Origin of the sequence: Nostoc sp. CENA543, from assembly GCF_002896875.1 — a bacterium.
Lineage (GTDB): Bacteria > Cyanobacteriota > Cyanobacteriia > Cyanobacteriales > Nostocaceae > Trichormus.
In genome coordinates, this window is the sequence record NZ_CP023278.1 from 2,343,937 (window position 1) to 2,363,515 (window position 19,579).

Annotated in this window: 13 protein-coding genes; 5 read left to right on the forward strand and 8 right to left on the reverse strand. The window is 40.3% G+C overall.

What is annotated here, in order from left to right:
* Positions 1-511 precede the first annotated feature (511 nt).
* Complete coding sequence (locus CLI64_RS09740) at positions 512-721, reverse strand: hypothetical protein (RefSeq protein ID WP_103137035.1); 210 nt, start codon at positions 719-721, stop codon at positions 512-514.
* A gap of 593 nt (positions 722-1,314) precedes the next feature.
* On the opposite strand from CLI64_RS09740, the gene CLI64_RS09745 reads away from it, so the two are divergent.
* A complete protein-coding gene (locus CLI64_RS09745; RefSeq protein ID WP_103137036.1) occupies positions 1,315-4,254 on the forward strand; it encodes a UPF0182 family protein in 2,940 nt (979 codons plus the stop codon).
* Between the two features lie 189 nt (positions 4,255-4,443).
* Here the strand turns inward: CLI64_RS09745 and CLI64_RS09750 are convergent, their stop codons facing one another.
* On the reverse strand, positions 4,444-5,202 hold the full coding sequence (locus CLI64_RS09750; RefSeq protein WP_103137037.1) for an SDR family NAD(P)-dependent oxidoreductase: 759 nt from the start codon (positions 5,200-5,202) through the stop codon (positions 4,444-4,446).
* A gap of 327 nt (positions 5,203-5,529) precedes the next feature.
* Between CLI64_RS09750 and CLI64_RS09755 the strand changes: the two genes are divergently transcribed.
* Positions 5,530-6,921, forward strand: a complete 1,392-nt coding sequence (locus CLI64_RS09755; protein ID WP_103137038.1) for an NAD-dependent malic enzyme — start codon at positions 5,530-5,532, stop codon at positions 6,919-6,921.
* An 80-nt stretch (positions 6,922-7,001) separates the two neighbouring features.
* A complete protein-coding gene (locus CLI64_RS09760; protein ID WP_103137039.1) occupies positions 7,002-7,232 on the forward strand; it encodes a DUF2281 domain-containing protein in 231 nt (76 codons plus the stop codon).
* Between the two features lie 201 nt (positions 7,233-7,433).
* Here the strand turns inward: CLI64_RS09760 and CLI64_RS09765 are convergent, their stop codons facing one another.
* Positions 7,434-7,697, reverse strand: coding sequence for a hypothetical protein (locus CLI64_RS09765; RefSeq protein ID WP_103137040.1), 264 nt, complete (start codon positions 7,695-7,697; stop codon positions 7,434-7,436).
* A gap of 528 nt (positions 7,698-8,225) precedes the next feature.
* On the opposite strand from CLI64_RS09765, the gene CLI64_RS09770 reads away from it, so the two are divergent.
* Positions 8,226-10,499, forward strand: a complete 2,274-nt coding sequence (locus tag CLI64_RS09770) for an alkaline phosphatase D family protein (protein ID WP_103137041.1) — start codon at positions 8,226-8,228, stop codon at positions 10,497-10,499.
* Between the two features lie 138 nt (positions 10,500-10,637).
* Here CLI64_RS09770 and CLI64_RS09775 read toward each other — a convergent pair whose 3' ends face one another.
* The 4 genes from CLI64_RS09775 to CLI64_RS09790 form a co-directional block, all read right to left on the reverse strand.
* Entirely contained in the window at positions 10,638-11,384 is a 747-nt protein-coding gene (locus CLI64_RS09775; protein WP_103137042.1) for a creatininase family protein, read from the reverse strand.
* A 404-nt stretch (positions 11,385-11,788) separates the two neighbouring features.
* Positions 11,789-12,061 (reverse strand): cupin domain-containing protein, encoded by a 273-nt coding sequence (locus CLI64_RS09780; protein ID WP_103137043.1) that lies wholly within the window; start codon positions 12,059-12,061, stop codon positions 11,789-11,791.
* A gap of 23 nt (positions 12,062-12,084) precedes the next feature.
* Positions 12,085-12,435, reverse strand: coding sequence for a Mo-dependent nitrogenase C-terminal domain-containing protein (locus CLI64_RS09785; RefSeq protein WP_103137044.1), 351 nt, complete (start codon positions 12,433-12,435; stop codon positions 12,085-12,087).
* A gap of 754 nt (positions 12,436-13,189) precedes the next feature.
* Positions 13,190-15,718: a type II CAAX prenyl endopeptidase Rce1 family protein gene (locus tag CLI64_RS09790; protein ID WP_103137045.1), complete on the reverse strand. Its 2,529-nt coding sequence runs from the start codon at positions 15,716-15,718 to the stop codon at positions 13,190-13,192.
* Between the two features lie 403 nt (positions 15,719-16,121).
* Between CLI64_RS09790 and CLI64_RS09795 the strand changes: the two genes are divergently transcribed.
* Positions 16,122-16,604: a hypothetical protein gene (locus tag CLI64_RS09795; RefSeq protein WP_103137046.1), complete on the forward strand. Its 483-nt coding sequence runs from the start codon at positions 16,122-16,124 to the stop codon at positions 16,602-16,604.
* A 245-nt stretch (positions 16,605-16,849) separates the two neighbouring features.
* On the opposite strand, the gene CLI64_RS09800 is transcribed toward CLI64_RS09795, so the two are convergent.
* A complete protein-coding gene (locus tag CLI64_RS09800; RefSeq protein WP_103137047.1) occupies positions 16,850-19,573 on the reverse strand; it encodes a hypothetical protein in 2,724 nt (907 codons plus the stop codon).
* Positions 19,574-19,579 lie beyond the last annotated feature (6 nt).

Below are 19,579 nucleotides of genomic sequence, written 5' to 3' on the forward strand. Positions count from 1 at the left end.
CGGACTACCAGCATGATTGAAAATAGCTATTAATTAATAAAGATAGTAACTAGTAGTGGTGTGGCAAACCTTAAATGATGAATTAGGCCTAGGTTGGGTTGAGGCTTTGCGTTCGCCCTTGGCGTTCCCGTAGGGTAGCCCAACGCTATAAACAATGTTGGGTTTCCTAACGTCAACCCAACCTACAATTTTTTCGCACTATTTTAGTCTAGACAGTCCACTACACATACTGAGATTTTTTTCAGAAATCAAATCGGATGCCTATACTATTATAAATATTAAGAAGATCTCACAAATTAAAATGTACTTAACAGTACCTTTTGAATTTATTTTTCGTGTATTAAATAGTTTAATATCTTAAATTAGAACCTCGATTTGACTCAAATCGAGGTTCTGAATTTGTTTATAAATAATTTAGAATTCACAGAGAGTCAAACCAGTTAATTTTTCTAGACTGACTGGCTTTTAGTCAGTGATTGAGCCTCTTAAAAGGAACACAGAGCATGAGAAACTATATTGTACACTCTCGCCTAATCAAACAATCTTCAGGCTGTTGCTCTCTACCAGCTATTTGCCATGAATTGATAGTTTTCTGAGCAAAATGAGACTCTATAGGAAAGGTTTCTGGTTGAAATACTTCCCTATAAATAATCTGATTGACACCAGCATTATATAAAAAGATAGGTAATGCAATGATGCCTAAATAAATCCTCCTGAACATGATAACCTCAGTTCAAAACTTCCGATTGTGCTACTTTGTAGATGCCACCTGATGAATCGGAATTTCCACACGGAGTATGACATATTTAACTTGTAGTTTCGTATGTTTACTCAATGCTACTACCCGCAAAGACGTGATAAACCAATCACCTTTTCCAGTGTGATTGTGTCAGCCATCTTTAACTACATTGTGAATATATAAGTTTTCCTGGATTGACGCAAAAATTGACTGTTGAAGCTGAATTACAGGAACTTTCGTGTTGCAAGTCAATCAATTTTAGATTATGGATTTTAGATTTTAGATTGACTGCACCCATAAAGGGATACAGCTTAGGGATTTTGGATTGAATATTTTAGATTTTTTCCGCCCACGGTGGGGTTTGTACCAAAAACAATCCAAAATTTAAAATCTAAAATTCCGAGATCCCCATATATTATTTTCGCATACTCGGTGATGTTTCAAAATAGGAAATAATAGGAAAATAAACAGTGCTGAGTTAAAAAACCGGTCACAAGGTTCAGGGCTGGTATCAAATACATAATTGATGAGTATTTCTTCTCACTCAGCACCGATGTTTCCCAATGCCGAAAGTTATGTTCAAAAAATGGTTTGTTAAATTACTGATAGTATTCTTGGGGCTGTGGCTATTGGCGGATATAGGTGCGCGCTTGGGTGCAGAAATTTTCTGGTTTCAGGAAGTTGGTTATGTCCGAGTGTTTTTAGTCAGGCTGGTGACACGCGGTGGTTTATGGTTGTTGATTACTGGGCTAACTGCTGCTTATCTGCTGGGAAATCTCACCTTGGCGCAACGACTCAAGTATCCCCAGTCTGCGAAAGTTGAGGAAGTACAACCAGAATTGGTGAGTTTGAGTAGTAAATTACAAAAAATGCTCAGTCCAGGATATACCCAACATCCTCAAACCCACCCCAGAGAAGACAAAAATCTTTACCCGTTAAAATTAAGGTTTTTATTACCTCTAGCTTTAATCTTGAGTTTATTAGTCGGTTTAATGCTAGTCCACTATAGTCAAATTGCTTTTGGCTATTGGTTTGGAACTGACAAAAACCAGATGATTCTTCCGGTGAGACTGGAAACACTTTGGCAATTGGGAATAGAGATTTTCAGTCAGCCTTTATATTTAGGTTTAGTAATCGGTGGCGCGATCGCTATTTTAATTTACTCTCGTTTTTTATTAACTGCGATCGCTCTCCTGTTCAGTGTTGGCTTAGGCAGTATCATGTACCACAACTGGGCTAAGGTGCTGCAATACTTCCAGCCGACAGCTTTTAACAGCACAGATCCCCTATTTGGCTTAGATATCAAGTTTTTTATCTTTTCTCTTCCCTTTTGGGAACTCTTAGAAATCTGGCTGATGGGGATGTTTTTATATGGTTTTGTCGCTGTGTGTCTCACCTATCTTTTATCAGCAGATAGTCTGAGTCAAGGTATATTCCCTGGTTTCTCATCTCCACAGCAGCGTCATTTATATGGGATGGGTGGCTTGTTCATGCTGCTGGTGAGTTTTAGTTATTGGTTGAGTCGCTATGAGTTGGTTTATTCTCCCCGTGGGGTGAGTTATGGCGCAAGTTACACTGATGTTTATGTTCAATTGCCAGTTTACAACGGTTTGTGCGGTTTAGCGTTGGCGATCGCCACCTACCTATTATGGCGGACTATCTTTTGGCGTGCGGCTTCCCGCTATCGTCCGTTTTTCTTCTATGGCGTAGGTTTATATTTACTATTTGTGGGAGTAGCCGGTTATATCCTACCCACAATCGTGCAGTATTTGGTTGTGCAACCCAACGAACTGCAACGGGAAGAACCCTATATTCAACGTACTATCGCCCTCACCAGAGAAGCATTTGGTTTAGAAGCAATTGACGCGCAAACATTCAACCCCCAAGGAAAACTCACAGAGGCGGCTCTCAAAGCCAATGATTTGACGATTCGTAACATTCGCCTTTGGGATCAGCGTCCACTTTTGGACACTAACCGCCAATTACAACAATTTCGCCCCTATTATCGCTTTCCTGATGCGGATATTGACCGCTACACCCTCCAAGAACAACCAAACCCCATCAAACGCCAGGTATTAATTGCAGCTAGGGAATTAGACTATAGTGCTGTTCCCCAACAGGCACAAACTTGGGTAAACCAACATTTAATTTATACCCACGGTTACGGGTTTACCATGAGTCCGGTGAATACAGTCGCAGCCGGAGGTTTACCAGAATATTTTGTCAAAGATATTGGTAGTAATGAACAAGGCGCACTGACTACAGCCAACGCAGCTGTGCGCGAGAGTATACCCATTGGACAGCCCCGCATTTATTACGGTGAAATTACTAATACATATGTAATGACGGGAACAAGAGTGAGAGAGTTAGACTATCCTAGTGGTAGTGATAATGCTTACAATACCTATAATGGCTTGGGTGGTGTCAGGATAGGTGCGCCGTGGCGGAGGGCGTTATTTTCCCTATATTTAAGAGATTGGCAGATGTTATTTACACGGGACTTTTTACCAGATACTAAGGTATTGTTCCGGCGGAATATCAAACGCAGAATCCAGGCGATCGCACCGTTTTTAAGATATGATAGTGACCCCTATTTAGTCGCCGCTAACGCTAACAGTGAATTTCCAGGGGAAAATAATCGTCTATTTTGGATAGTGGATGCTTACACAACTAGCGATCGCTATCCTTACTCAGACCCCAACAATAACGGTATCAATTACATTCGTAACTCTGTCAAAGTCGTAATTGATGCGTATAACGGCACAGTGAAATTTTATATCGCTGACCCACAAGATCCCATCATCACCACTTGGTCTAGGATATTTCCCGACTTGTTCCAACCCCTCAAAAATATGCCTGTGACTCTCCAAAGTCATATCCGTTATCCCCTAGATTTCTTTACCATTCAATCAGAACGGTTAATGACCTACCACATGACCGACCCGCAGGTATTTTACAACCGGGAAGACCAATGGCAAATACCCAATGAAATCTATGGTAGTCAAGCGCGTTTAGTCGAACCTTATTATTTGATTACCAGTCTTCCCACCGTTCCCTTTGAAGAATTTCTCTTATTTTTACCCTACACACCCAAAGAACGGACTAACCTGATTGCTTGGTTAGCGGCGCGATCGGATGGGGAAAATTACGGTAAATTACTGTTATATAACTTCCCCAAAGAACGCCTAGTATACGGGCCAGAACAAATAGAAGCGCGAATTAATCAAGACCCAGTCATTTCACAACAAATTTCTCTGTGGAATCGTCAAGGGTCGAGAGCCATTCAAGGGAATTTACTAGTGATTCCCATTGAACAATCATTATTGTATGTTGAACCGATTTATCTAGAAGCCACCCAAAATAGTCTTCCTACCTTAGTGAGAGTAGTGGTAGCCTACGAAAACCGCATCGTCATGGCGCAAACCTTAGAACAAGCCTTGCGGGGAATTTTCCAACCAGAAGTCACACCCGCACCAGCTATTATTCGTCCTGTAGAAGAACCTCCGGCAAGTTAAGGGACTTCCAATTAAAAAAATATACTATTTTGTTGATGGCAAGGGGGCAGGGGGCAGGGGGAAAAACAGTTGTTTTGAAGAAGATAAATTTGGATAGTTTATTTTCTGAACGTTCCTAACTGCATCTGGGAAGTAAAAAGGCAAAAGGTTTTTTTCTTTTGCCTTTTTACTTTTTACTTTTTCCTTCTTTCACGCATTCATGCCGCCATCAACATCGATGGTTGCACCGGTGATATAAGAAGCTTCTGGACTGGCGAGGAAAGCTACTACAGCTGCGATTTCCTCTGGTTTACCGTAGCGTCCCAAGGGAATGAAAGACTTTTGTTGGGCAGCAAAATCAGTGTCTGATGGATTCATATCAGTCTCAATTGAACCAGGCTGCACGATATTGACTGTAATTCCTTTGCTACCAAGGTCACGCGCCCAGCCTCTGGTATAACCTGTGAGGGCTGCTTTAGTTCCTGAATAATCAGAGATTTGCGAAAAAAGGGAGTGAGTTCCCAAACAAGAACCGATGGAAATAATTCTTCCACCTGCACCCATCAAAGGTACAGCAGTACGCACAGCAGTCACTACACCGCCTACATTGATAGCCCACTGACGATCTAAAGCCGCAGTATCGATTGCAGAGTCTCCTACGGAGCCACGAACGAGTACGCCCGCATTATTCACCAGAATGTCGAGACGACCAAAATGGGCAGCAACCTGCTTGACTAAATTCTCGACCTGCACAGGATCAGCTTGGTCAGCTTGGAAGCCTAGGGATTTAACTCCCTGTGCTTCTATTTCTTGAACCAGACTTTCAGCTTTGGCGACTGAGTTGGCGTAACTAATGGCGACATTTGCACCATCTTCCGCCAGACGCTTGGCGATCGCTGCACCAATACCCCTTGAAGCACCTGTGACCAAGGCCACCTTACCTAAGAGTTTTCGAGGGTTCTGATTCATAAATGCGTTAATTGTATTTTTACTGAAATAGTGCTGATCCCAATTCTCGATGAAAACGTGCTTAATTATTTGAGAAAATAGCAACTTATCTAAAAAAATTTCTCTGTGTACCTTTGCCCTAACCTCTGCATACCTGAGCGTTAAAAAAGTGCAGATTTGACCAACATTGGTTTTTTATTGCTGTTTCTGTTCTATACCTCTAAATCCCCGCACTAGATACTTGATGCTTGATTGTTGGGTGTAATGAAAATGTCATATTTTAGTTTTCGTTTCGATTTTTACTGAGCAATTCAATATACAATCTAGAACTTAAAATCTGGAATCACCATGACGAACCTAACTCCTAATTCTAGTTTTAGTGTGACCCTGCGGTTGCAAATCCCTAATCGGGTGGGGATGTTGGCAGCGATCGCCCAAGCTATTGCTACCACTGGCGGTAATATCGGTACAATCGATTTGATTGAGCAAACCCGTCAAGTTTCCATCCGTGACTTGAATGTGGATGCAGCTAGCACTGAACACGCAGAGACAATTGTGCAAGCTGTCAAAGCTATCCCTGATATTAAACTGATCAGTGTTTACGATCGCACCTTTAACTTACACCGTGGTGGCAAAATCAGCATTGCCAGCCGCATCCCCCTGAAGAGTGTGTCTGACTTGGCAATGGCTTACACTCCTGGTGTGGGACGCATTTGTACAGCGATCGCCCAAGACCCAGCAGAAGTATATAATTTAACTATCAAACAAAATACCGTCGCTATTGTCACTGATGGCAGTGCCGTTTTAGGTTTGGGTAATCTCGGCCCCCATGCCGCTTTACCAGTGATGGAAGGTAAAGCGATGCTATTTAAGGAATTTGCGGGGTTGGACGCGTTTCCGATTTGCTTGGATACCCAAGATACAGAGGAGATTATCAAAGCCGTAAAAAATATTGCACCTGTATTTGGCGGTGTCAACTTAGAAGATATCGCAGCTCCCCGATGCTTTGAAATTGAACGGCGATTGCGTCAAGAATTAGATATACCAGTATTTCATGACGACCAACACGGCACAGCAATCGTTACCTTAGCGGCATTATTTAACGCGCTGAAATTAGTGCAGAAACCCATTGCAGACATCCGCATTGTAATTAATGGGGCTGGTGCGGCGGGAGTAGCGATCGCCCGTCTCCTTAAAAAAGCGGGAGCAGAAAAAATTTGGATGTGCGATTCTAAGGGGATTATCTCTACTAGTCGCACCGACTTAAACGAAGAAAAACAAGAATTTGCTGTCAAAGCCCAAGGTACACTAGCCGGTGCAGTCCAAGGTGCGGATGTGTTTATTGGTGTGAGTGCGCCAGGGGTATTAACACCAGAAATGGTGAAATCGATGGCTAAAGACCCCATTGTCTTTGCAATGGCGAACCCCATCCCAGAAATTCAACCGGAATTAGTCAGTAAAGATGTAGCGGTGATTGCTACCGGACGCAGTGACTACCCCAACCAAATTAATAACGTCTTAGCCTTCCCTGGTGTCTTTCGGGGTGCTTTAGATTGTCGGGCGCAGACAATCACCACCACCATGTATTTACAAGCAGCAATAGCGATCGCTTCTTTGGTGAGTCCTGCCGAGTTAAATCGAGAACACATCATTCCTTCCGTATTTGATCCGCGCGTTGTTACGGCTGTAGCGGCGGCTGTACAGCAAGCAGCCCGTGAAGAAGGAATTGCTAGGAGTTAATTAAGCTCAATAGGGGATGGAGTAAGTCTTCCATCCCAGAGTTTTAAAATGAAACTAATCTCTGATATAGAATCAAACTTATGATCATTGCTGAACAAATTTATGCAATTGTCAAAGGCCTTCCTGAAGAACAAGCCAACGAAGTTCTCTCATTTGCAGAATTCATTCTTGCTAAACATTTAATGACTCACCAATCAGCAAAGACATTAGATACTCCTGTTGCTTGGAAAGAACTGGTTGATTCACTAGCTGGGGCTTGGGAAGATGACTTCCCTTCTTTGGAAGAAATTCGTACCGCATCAGGATATTAACGAATTTTCTAGAGTTTCGGGACTAGCGATCGCAGATTGGTATTGATTACCTAACTTTAATCTTAAGTTTCACTAGTCATCAACAACTCAGTACACCATTCAGTTAATATTTCTCTGGCTAAATTGACACCGCGAATTCTCACAAATCGGATAGGATTGCTATATAAAGCTTGAACATTAAATTAATTTAATGATCAATCTCTATCTTAATTGCACATCTTGCTCAAAAACTAACACACAATCGTTGACGGTTTTTTTGTACTGAAAACCATAATCTAACAAAGCCTGTTTTAAAACTTGCACTTCCCACTCGTTGAAAATATTTTTATTAGGAGCTATCTCAATAGCCTCATCATTGACAGTAAAGTTGAAAGCTTCTTTAAATTGTTGATAATCCCAGTTTAATTTTCTAGCTGCATTTAACTCGATAGCAGCTAATGTCTGATCAAATTTGTTCGTAAGCATAACCTTTTCTCTGCATTAGCTTACCGATATCTTAACAAGTACAAGCAATAACAAACTAAAGTAAGTTCTTAATGATGAGCTGATAACTAAGAAAAATCATTTGCTCAATGTTTCAAAAATCAACCTCTTGGTAAATGTTTAAAAGAACGTCATATGCTAGTTATTTCTAGTTACCAAAAGATAATTAATCGAATGAAACAAAATTTAACCAAAATCATTCCAATCTTGGGTAATATTACAGAGAATAATCAAAAAATTAAACAATATATTGTGCTATTTTATTAATCTAGGATACACTCCCTTGATTGTTGTATTCATCAAATGTGCAACTGGTAGCGTTACAGAAAGTCGCTCACTCAAAAAGTCAATGGGAATAGTTTGAATTCACCATGTTAATAAGAGGTGCGACTTATTATTTCGTTACAAAGGTTGGGCAGATAAACTAGGGAGGTTATAGAAAGTGTTTGAACATATTAACCTCTCCAGTTCGATGAACTTGTTACCGAATATTAATTTGCACATTGCCTAATGAATAACCAAACTGTAAGCTTTTTGGATAATCTGCCAATAATTTTGGCAGGGCCAATACTGAAACATACTGACTCAAAATCAGTAACTGTACTGGTGGTACTCAAACAAGCTTGTCAGGTGGTACTTAAGGTTTATGACACCATAGATGATGGTGAAAGGCTAAATAATTGCTTACTCATCGGGCAACGTTATACAGTTGCGCTGGGAAAACATTTACACGTTGTAGCGGTTACGGCTGTGTCTGGCAATGGGGAAAATTTAACGAGCCATCGCATCTACGCCTATGATTTAGAATTTACCCTACCAAACAAAACTACACTCAGCCTCGAACAAGCTTTATCTTCTCCCCGTTTTCCTTACGTTAGTATTAGTTACTTCCAACATCAAAAACCAACTTTCATTCTCCCACCACACCGCCTCGAAGATTTACATATTATCCATGCGTCCTGTCGGAAACCCCAAGGTCACGGATTTGATGCTTTACCAATTTTAGATAGCTTAATTGCCACCACCAAACAAATTCGCGATCGCCCCCAGCAACTATTCCTCACAGGTGATCAAATTTATGGTGATGATGTCGCAGATGCTTTTTTGTGGTACGCCAGCCCCTTGGGAGATACTTTACTAGGATGGGAAGAACAACTACCCATCGGTCAAACTGATCGTACACCCCAAGAATTACCAGCCGGAACCAGAGCGACAATAGCCACAGTCAACGCAGGCTTTACGGCGGGATTACACAATAAATCAGAGAAAGTCTCTAGCCATCTTTTCAGTTTGGGTGAATACTACGCTGCTTATATCCTTGCTTGGTCGCCAGTCTGCTGGCCGGATACTTTTCCCGATGCCCACACCATTACTCAAGACCCTGATGTGATCAAGTTTTGGCAAGAGTCCGTTAAATATCTCCGTCAATTCATGGCCACACTACCACAAGTCCGCCGTGTCTTGGCGAATATTCCCACATACACTATTTTTGATGACCATGATGTCAGTGATGATTGGAACTTAAATCAGGCTTGGTGTTTGCGGGTGTTGGGAAATCCTCTAGGGCGAAGAGTAGTCCAGAATGCTTTATTAGCCTATGCAGTGTTTCAGGCTTGGGGGAATACACCAGAACGATTTGCTAAGGGTGAAAACGGCGAAAATTTACTGAAAGCGGCTGCGGCTTGGTCACATTTTCAAGGCAAGAACGAAAACGCAGAGAAAGCGATCGCCCGCTATGTCGGTATACCCAGTATTAATCCCCACACTAATTTACCTAATTTTGTCTTAGAAGATGGAGTATTTACCTTAGAACGCGATCCCCAAGTTTTGACTTGGAATTATACCGTCACCAGCAATTGTCACCAAGTCATTGTTTTAGACACCAGGACTTGGCGGGGATATCCAGCCGATGCCAAACCCATCGCCCCACCAATGTTATTGTCTCCCAGCGCGATGCAACAACAATTACAAGCACCTTTACAACAAACAGCACACCATCAACATCTCACCTCATTTGTGATCGCGCCTACCAATGTTTTTGGTTTGCAAGTCATTGATTGGATTCACCACTGGCAATTAAAACGCGAAAAAGTGTTTTCTACAGATGTAGGGGATGCTTGGAATATTCATTTTCCCGCATTAGCAAGACTATTAACAACTCTGTGTGAACAACGCCAAAAACTGGTCATTCTTTCTGGTGATATTCACTATAGTTGCACAGCTAAGTTATCTTATACCAAGACTCGTAATCCTCAACAACCATCTGTTTTAGTACAGTTAACTGCCAGTGCCTTAAAAAATGAAGAACCAATCACTAGAATCATTCACACCAAATTGAAAAATTGGTTATTACCAGAAAAAAAGAGATATTGGATAGGCTGGAATCAACCACCGAATCTACAAGAAATTTCAGCCAGAAAACTGCGTCATCATCAAGCTAAAAATCATCCTGATTGGTATTGTTTATTAGAATGGATACCAAAACAAAACAGAAGAAATTTCCACCAGCTTACAGATATATCTGGTTTAGTACCTGCCCACAAACCTACTATCAACCCTAAATGGCGATGGTTAGAACCTTTCATGTTTTGGCGATCGCGCTGGTTTCAAGATGGTAGAGAAGTAGTAGGTGTAAATAACATCGCCTCAGTGCATTTTGATTTAACAGAAGTAGAAAATGACTACCAAGTTATTCATGATGTTTATTGGTTTGATTCCATCTGCTCCAATCAAGTTGTCTACAGTCGTTTTACCACTAACTTTCGACCAAATAACAAATCTTAGGGTATAGGGCATGGGGCATGGGGCATTGGGCATTGGGCATAGGAGTAAAATCTACCTTATCTACCTTGTCTTCCCCGATTCCCAATTCCCAATTCCCGATTCCCAATTCCCGATTCCCAATCCCCAATCCCCAACCCCTCACTCCACTTTGACAAACTCTAAATACCCTTGACTAAGTTCTTGCACAGCTAAGTCATAAAATTGTTTACCATGTTCTGGTGTAGCTAAGGCGGGATTAGAACCCATACGCCCATCTGGGTAACGTAATCTAAAATCTGTGGCACTATAAATTTTATGTCCAGAGGCTACATTTGGGTCTAAATATGCTTGTTTAATCGCTTCTGGATAGACGTATTGGGTAACAGCTACTTCACTGGGAGTTGCATGAGAACCTTCTTGATCCCCATATAATTCTTTGGCTAGTTTATATACGGAACTGCACATAAACCAATTAGCAATTTGACATTGCACATTTTGAGCATTTTTAATTTGCAAGTCTTCTAAATGTGCGTAGGTTTCTGAAAATGCAGCTTTGAGGGTGGCGATATTTCCGCCGTGTCCGTTGATAAAGTAGAACTTAGTAAAACCTGCTTTAGCAAGACAAGTTACATAGTCGCGGATCACTTGAATTAAGGTGCTGGGACGCAGACTCATAGAACCAGGAAAAGCAGTATGATGTAATGCCATCCCTACATTGATTGTAGGGGCAACCATCGCACCTGTCACTTCACCCACACCACGGGCGATCGCTTCTGCACAAATCGCATCAGTTCCTATTAAACCAGTGGGGCCATGTTGTTCTGTAGAACCAATAGGAAAAATAATCCCTGTGGAAGTTTGCAAATAACTTTCCACTTCTGGCCATGTGCTTAGATGTAATAGCATTTTCAATAAAAGTTCCTTTCAATAGCCAATATGAGATTCTATCGTGTTTGGTAAAATCTCACTGGCTAAATGTAGGATTTGTATGATCTTCTAGTCTGCTTTCTACTCACACTTGGGCTGGACGCTACATTTTAACCAAACACCACAAACTCTTAACCGCTAGTTTGGTAATCTTAGCAATCTGACATGAAACTATTCATTTTTACAAATATTGTTTAGGGGATGGAGTCGCTACGAGTTTTGAGAGATAAGGATACAAACTATATTACCGATACTACTACTCTAACCTATGACACTCGCTGCGAGACTCCATGCAATGTTTAACTCATGAGTGAGATTACTGTTGTCAGAAAATTTGAGGAGACGAGAATACAAGGGAAATAACCCTGATGCTCAACTTTTGATTAATCAAAAGAATAATGTTTTTTGACTGCGCTTTTAATTTCCCATGTACAGGACATTCCAGCCGGGAAGGTCACTAAATCCCCTTTACCCATCTGTACTGGTTTACCGCCATCCGGCGTAACAATTACATCACCTTCTAAAAAATAACAAGTTTCTTGAGTATCATAAGTCCAAGGAAATTTAGAGATTTCTTTTTGCCAAATTCCCCATTGGAACACACCTAAATTCTCTAGTGTTTCTTGACTTGGTTGATGCTCAATTTTAATTTCCATTGCTCACTTTCTGATTTTGTGACTTAGCAGTAGGATTGGATATCCTCTCCACATTTATCTACTAAATAACACAAGGCGCGAAAACGCAAGCCTACAAATTGATCATATAGGGGGTTAAGTTTGCACATGGGAGGAATGTGAGCAATTTTCCGCCCAAATAATACAATGTCACGCTCGAAAGGACATTGAGCCGGAATTAATTTGGCGATAAAGTACGCTAGTTGACGATTTTGGATTTCTAGGTCGTCCAGCCACTGACGCAGGGGTTTCAACAGATCAAATTTTTTGCGTCTACCTGCTTGTGTAGAAATATCCATAGGTTGGATGAAAGCGGATAGAACAATATCTTGATGATCTTGATGAATGACACTCATAAGCAAGTTTTTACCTTTTAGATAAAGATTTGGTGAATTTTGTCGATTGTGCAACCTACCATACATTTTTTTTAGCAAAAACTATCCCCCGTGCAGATAGATTAAGAACTGCACAAGTAAAGGTTAATTTTTAGAAAATTTGTAGGTAAATTAGGGGACTAATTGATATTTAAACTGACTGCATAGTCAAGAACTGTCCCGTTAAATACAAAATAACAAAGAAAAAATAAAAGTGGTATTTCTTTAACTTATCGATTTCTGATATTGCAGATAGCAATCCCATATAGTAAGTTAAAATCTCCGGTTTTGAAACTATACAGTATGTAGAGATGTTATTTTACCTGTAAAAGTTCCGAGATACTGATGTCTCAGCTATGTTTATTAGGTTTTAACCTCTACGGACAACTGATTGTATGATACGCAGTAGCGAATAAATTGTGCTGTACGCTACATAAATTCCCCTGAATATTATTTAATAAGTTACTACCCACTGTTTGATAAGCAGAAACTAATCTTCAGCCGCAAGTGCAGGATTAACTTCTGAGGAAAGTTGATTTTATTCCCAGAATAAAATACCCTTTTCTGCTATAAAAATATCAAACGAGCGGAAGAAAAAAGTTATTAGTCATTAGTTATTAGTCATTAGTCATTAGGGAACAGTTTTTCTCATCTCCTACCTTGTCTCCCCCTACCCCCTGCACACCTGTACCCCTGCACCCTGCACCCTGCCCTGCGCCCCTGCATCCTTACACCCCTACGCCTCTAACTTCTCCTTTCCTCCGAGGGCTAACAGCCAAACTAAGACGACAACCCAGTGTATGAGGACAATTATCCAAAAACAGCCGGTGAGGGCGTAGGCGACTGTGCAGCATAGCCCTAAAAGTCCGGCTAGAGTAAGGAAAATGGGGTGTAAGAAGGTGGGGGAACCTTGGGGGAAGAAGGTTTTGGCGTTGAGGGGATGATAAATGATAAACAGAAAGATGATGAATATTGCCCACAATGCCCATATGTACCAGTTGATGACTTCTATGGGGTGGGGAAGGGATAAAACTCGAAAGACTAATTCTTCGGAGATGGCTGGGAAAAACAGGGCTTGTAGGGCGATCGCTATCTGCTCTATTCTCTCAGATGGGCTGAAACTCCAATGCAGAAAGCCGAATTTCCAACCCAAAGGTATGGCGATCGCCCCGTAAACTATTAATATCACTCCCATCACTAGCCAATCTTGGGCGCGGGGAAGTACCAAGGACGCAAGTAAGCGATTGAGCAAAATGGTAATGGGTGCAATGTTGGTACCAGGAATAGTGAGATATCCTAAGCCCATTGTCGGTGCGAGGGGGGCAATATCGGGATTTGTACCGCCAATTTGATTGGTTCTGAGAAACCACAGTTTTGCACCATGTTTTAAGAATAAAGCGGCTAGTTCGTCGTGGGCTTGTCTGGGTAGCATTGTCCGCCAACTGGTTAATGCCGCCCAAATACTGCGATCTCGTTCTGTTGGTTTTCTTTCACCAGTACCCATTAAATAATCTGCACTACTTTGCCAGTCAGCGCGGACAATTCCCAATGGTGTTAATTGTCTTTCTAAGGCTTGACCAAGATGCACTAATTTTTGAAAGCGTAATGTCTGGGGATCATTGGGATGATTTTTTAGCCATTGCTGAATTTCAGGACGGGATTTCACCTGTTGGGTAATGACTTGAATGGCAATGTATAATGCTTGGCTAGCATCTTGGACGCAAGAAGTGGCGGGAGAAACCGTCGCGCTACCTGTACCGTCACCTGTGCGATAACGCGCCATCATAATTTCTAACTGTTGCAGAAATTCTGCCGTGGGAGAGAGTTTCACCCCTGCAAAATCATAGTCTTGGGTAACGGCGGGAAACTTCATCAACACATCAGAAATGGGGCGTGTGGCTGCCCATCCCCATTGCAAGTTACCCATATAATCAACCCAGGAATGTTTACCGGAGATGATCCCATCGGGATTATTGGCGTAAATTTGGGCGTAGGTAATGGCAAACTGTAATTCTTGGGTGATGGGTTCACGCACTACCTCTGCTAGCCCAAAAGCAAAATGTCCAGTGACGGTGAACGCGGGGAATCCTTCGGCTTTTTTCCCGCCAATTCCGCCAAAACTGTGAAGAAGAATAGCTTTATCACCTTCTCGCCAATCTAATAAGGCGTTGGGTGGTGCTTTGGTGGTGGGATCAAGCAAAACTTTGGTAATTGTTCCTTGGTCTTGTGGTGGAATTTGCCAATTTTTATCCTTGGTGTAGGTAAGTCCGGCTGCTTCTCCCAAGACTATTTTACTGGGCTGGAGTTGCAGGAGCGATCGCGGCACTAATCCCTGGACAGTAAATATTCCTTGGGGGTTTTTACTACCGTAGATATACCAGCCAAATGTTCCCACTGGGGAAGTTTCGATTTGTCTGGGGGTAGATGGGGGGATATTGCGGGTGTCGAATACCTGTTGGGGGATGCGGATGGTTTCTTCTACGCCATCAAATTGGCGAGTCACTCGGCTATAGTGACGCACCCGAAAAAAATCACTAGGACAGGGTGAACTCCCCGGACAGGCGAAAGGTGCGGGATATTTACTGCTAGTGGGTTCGGGATAGAGAATTTTAACTAAGCTATAAAATCTACCCGTAGTTAATACTGGTTCCTGGGAAATTCGCAAGCGTGGTTCACTATTCCCGATTTCTACTAGTTCCGCATCATTTAAACTGACAATCACATCATCATTAGGTCTAGCACCAGCCAGTGATTGTAAAGGCCCCACCTGAAGACGACCATCTAAACGTGCTGGATGAATAATCCCCCCAGCTTGGCTTTTTTTCGTACTCTCGGTAAATTTGACATCTCGTTGTACAGCCTGGACGTAAGACTTTAACTGTGGTTGATCTTGCCATTCCAAGCGGATGATTTTACCAACTAGAGACTGCGCTGTGGGGGGTGCGTGTTGAATTTCTATCCATACCCAGTCTTCCCCAGGTGGGATTTGTTGTGGCGTGGGTAAGAGTAATCTCCCTACCCATTTGGCGACGGGTTGATACAAATCGGGGTTAACAGTTTGATTGAGGGGATAATAGGTGGTTTGATTAAAGCTTTGGCGTTTGTGGATGGCGTAGTTACTTTCCTGCCGAATAATTGGTTGCGATCGCGGATAAAACAGGAAAATAGCGATCGCACTTATAATCACCAACAGCACAAAAACCCCAAAGCGAAATTTTCTCCTGGGACGTAACTTTAGTTTGGTAGAAGATTCTTCATTTGTCATTGCCCTGATTTGTACCCTAGTCTTCAGCAGCAGCTATGCGATTATATAATGCTGCGTCACGCACTCGATACACACATCCCCAGGCGATCGTTTTTCTACGTTGCTCTTAACAAAAAGACAAAATAATAATTTAGTCTATTCCATTTCAGACAAATATCATCATCTAAAGTCTTTTTATTTCTATCAGAAAACAGCGAGATATTATTTTTTTATAGAGTCATGTTGTAAGTTAATAAATGTGAGCAACCAAATATAGATGCCATATTCAAAAAATATGGTTATTACTGTTTCCAGTAATGAAGAGATTCAGCTAAACCCATATATTAATAAGCAATGCTGAAGTATTTAAATAACTTAAAACCAGGTATAAGTCCACCAATCAATAAAACCAAGGAGTTAAAAGATGAATTTACCTGCTATCTCTGCCGGTAAGTGGTTACAATTTGGTCTAGTTTTTACAAGTTTAATTGGCAGTTTCAGCTTGACATCAACTCCAGCATCAGCACAAGTCTTGATAGAAGATCCTATCGCCGACTTTGGCTCTGGAGATCCCGGTGCTTTTGCTGGAGTAGCTGTATTTGTTACTCCCAGTGCTTATTTGTCCACAATTGCGGCTGAAACTGTTGCGCCTTCAGGAACTTTCTTTAGAGGAATTAATGGTAGTGGTACGTTATTAGTTACAGCAACTTCATACATAGATCCGGTGACTCATGTCGCATATCCCAGCCTGGCACTGCATACAGGTGGACTAGGTGTACTCCCCTATGATGCAGGTGGAGGATCTATTAGAGGTGCTGTTGTAGAAAGACTAAGATTCGGTAATCTTACCTTAGATGAATTCACAGCACTAGTGAGAGCTGCTGTTGGTAACGATGGTTTAGAATAATACAATTCTGCTCAAAATTTTAATTGTTAGTAAAACTTGTTCACCCTGATTTTTGCAAGCAATCGGGGTGATGTCTTTAAAATGCCTAAAAACTTATATAGCAGTCCTATTTGATTGGTGAGAACTCGCGGTGTCCAGATACCAGGCTTCTCAAAGAAGTCGGGGATCTTGTATCTCATGAATGATTTATGATTGCTATATAAATAAGGCGATCAATTTTGTCTGTGATTGATCAACTCCAGTCTTTAAAATCTAAAACCTCCTTCAAAACTGGCTTCAAAGGTATCACCACTCATTCCCAAACGAGACTCCCAAAAAGAGCTACTTTGTGGAATACCATACTGAATTAATAAGCCGTAGGAAAAATCATCAATACGATTTCTAATTCCTCTGTCAATATTTCTAAAATTTTGCAAATAGGCTCCTAAAGACCAGCGAGTATTTATTGGTGTACTACCTTCTAACGTATAGAAAATTTGCTCTCTGATTTCTACATTACTACTTAAAATTAAGCCAGTATTGAATATCAATCTACCCTGTAAAAATCCCAAAGGTCGAATCGTATCTTGCTCATCCACAAGTGCGATCGCTGTAGATAGAGAATAGTTCAAATTCCTATCTTGACGAGAAAAAAAGTAACTTAAATTTAGGTAAGCTGGATTTTGGAAATTAGCCGCACTATTCCAATTAAATTGCAAGGATGGAATATGGTTAGTAACAGATTGCACTCTACCTTCTGCATCAATGTCCACATGGGTATTGATATAATTCAAGGCAGCATTAGTATAAATACCCACTGTTGGCTCTAACAAACCAAAATTGTTTGTCACATTAAAAGCGGTATCTGCATTTAAGTTAAACCATATTCCTGAATTGATAATATAGTTCCATTGACTAGAAGAACCTGACCATAAAACTTCTATACTAGGTAAATATAAATATCCATCAAAAGTTTGAAAATAAGTCGTTAATTTCCCATTTTGGCTTAATTCAATGTTATCAAAAGCAATATCAAACGAACGAATATCAATTGGAACAGATGCCATATTAGATGAGTTCCAATTTTGAATATATTGCTGACCGTTAGGAGCAGTTAAAGTCACCTGTGTAGCTGATGAGCGATTTGATGTTTGTGGTGATGGAATCGGCACATTAATAGAGTTTAGATGACCAAAACTGTTTTGAGAAACTTCGGCTTTAGAAATAAATGTTTCACCATCCCGCCAAGTACGCTTACCATCTGCAAACTGAATTAAACGCCGATGATTTCCTGTGCGAATTTGTAAAACACTAGAACTATTGGGTGTAATTATGCTAGGAAATGTCAACCTTCCAGAAACCTGTTCTAAACCGCTATTACGATTCCCTAAAAATAAACTTCTATTCAATCTTTGATTGATTTGTCTTCTTTGCGCTAATGTGGATTTTGCATCTATATTGGCAAAACGCTCTAATCGAGAAAAACGTTGTTGACCTTCTTGTAAACTTTGTGTTAAACGGGGAATGTCAACTAAATGAAAAATTCCGCCTATAAGCATTCCAATTGTGGTATTGGCTGTTTGTAATTCATCAATTTTGAGTTCATTCGATGATAAAGACAAGGACAGACCAGGATTAGTATAGATATTAGTGTAAGTTGCTTTAGCTTCTAGAGAATCATATTCTAAGAGAGTCCGATTATGAGGATAACTAAAATAAAATCTTTGCCAATCATGTTTTTCAGATATTTCTCTTAGTCCCAAATAATTCTGTCTCTCACTTAGAGCAATCCAATAGAGGGAATTTAAGTAATATAAATCACGTTGATTTTTATTAATAGATGGATTGAGCAAAATATTGAATAAATCAAAATTATCAAATTCTTCTCTATTTCCGACTTTAATTCCTGGAGTAGATGTGATCACAGGTTGAAATTGGGTTCTTTGTCTAGTTAAAGGATTTCCCCAAATAAATCCTGCTTCCCTTAAGGTAGCACGAGGGATAACTGAGCCGCGAGAAAGATTTACTTCTCCTAGTAATGGTTGTAGATTACTAGTGGGAAATGTCTGTAAAATTAATGGGTCTTGATTATCATTAAAATAAGAAATATTAGGCACTAAGGAAGTTACAGAATTATTGTGGCTATTGCCATTAATAATAATATTACCGGGATTAACACCTACAGGACTAGTTACTTCTGCTGCAATTGATTCAATAGAAAATTGATTAAGTCCTGTTTCTTTTGTTAACTCTTGCAAAGATTCAGGAAGAGTAAAAACTGTTTGCAAACCCCAAAGTCTTTGAGTTAATCTAATTGTTTGTACCGTGATGGTATCATTTGATTCTCCTTGATACAAAACCCCACTTTGCCAACCTTTACTTTCCACTACAATCCGATTACCAGGTAGTACCCAATAAAATTGATCCTTTTGAGGGAAATTAACAAATGTAAATTGGCTAAAAACTGAATCTGCTGAGGAAAATTTAATTTTGAAATCTATGTAATTAGTATTTTCTAAAGGATTGAAATTTGGAGAATTATCATTAAAATTATCTCTAGGATCAATTATCCAAGGATATTTACTAGCACTGTTAGTAATAGCATTTAAGATAAATATTTCTAATTCATTTTTGCTCAAGCTAGGCTTTTGGTTTGCTGCATCATGATTATCTATTGGTGTCTTGTCAGTCTCATTTAAATTATCCTCTGAATTTTGTAAAGGATTGCTTGGTGTAGGAATATTAATATTATTAGGAATAGAAATAGTTTTTGGCGGTGTTATAGGTGTATTTTGTGCCAAAAGTTTGTATTTTAGTTTTTTGTGTAACTGCAATGATTTATTTTTAATTATTTTATTTTCTGTTGATTTATGTTCTCTATTTGCTTGATTTTGTGCATTTACTTTATGTATGATCAAATTATTACTTAACAATGCCAAAAATACAGATAAATTAATTATCATCCGTAAATACATTGAATAAATTCGCATTTTTTA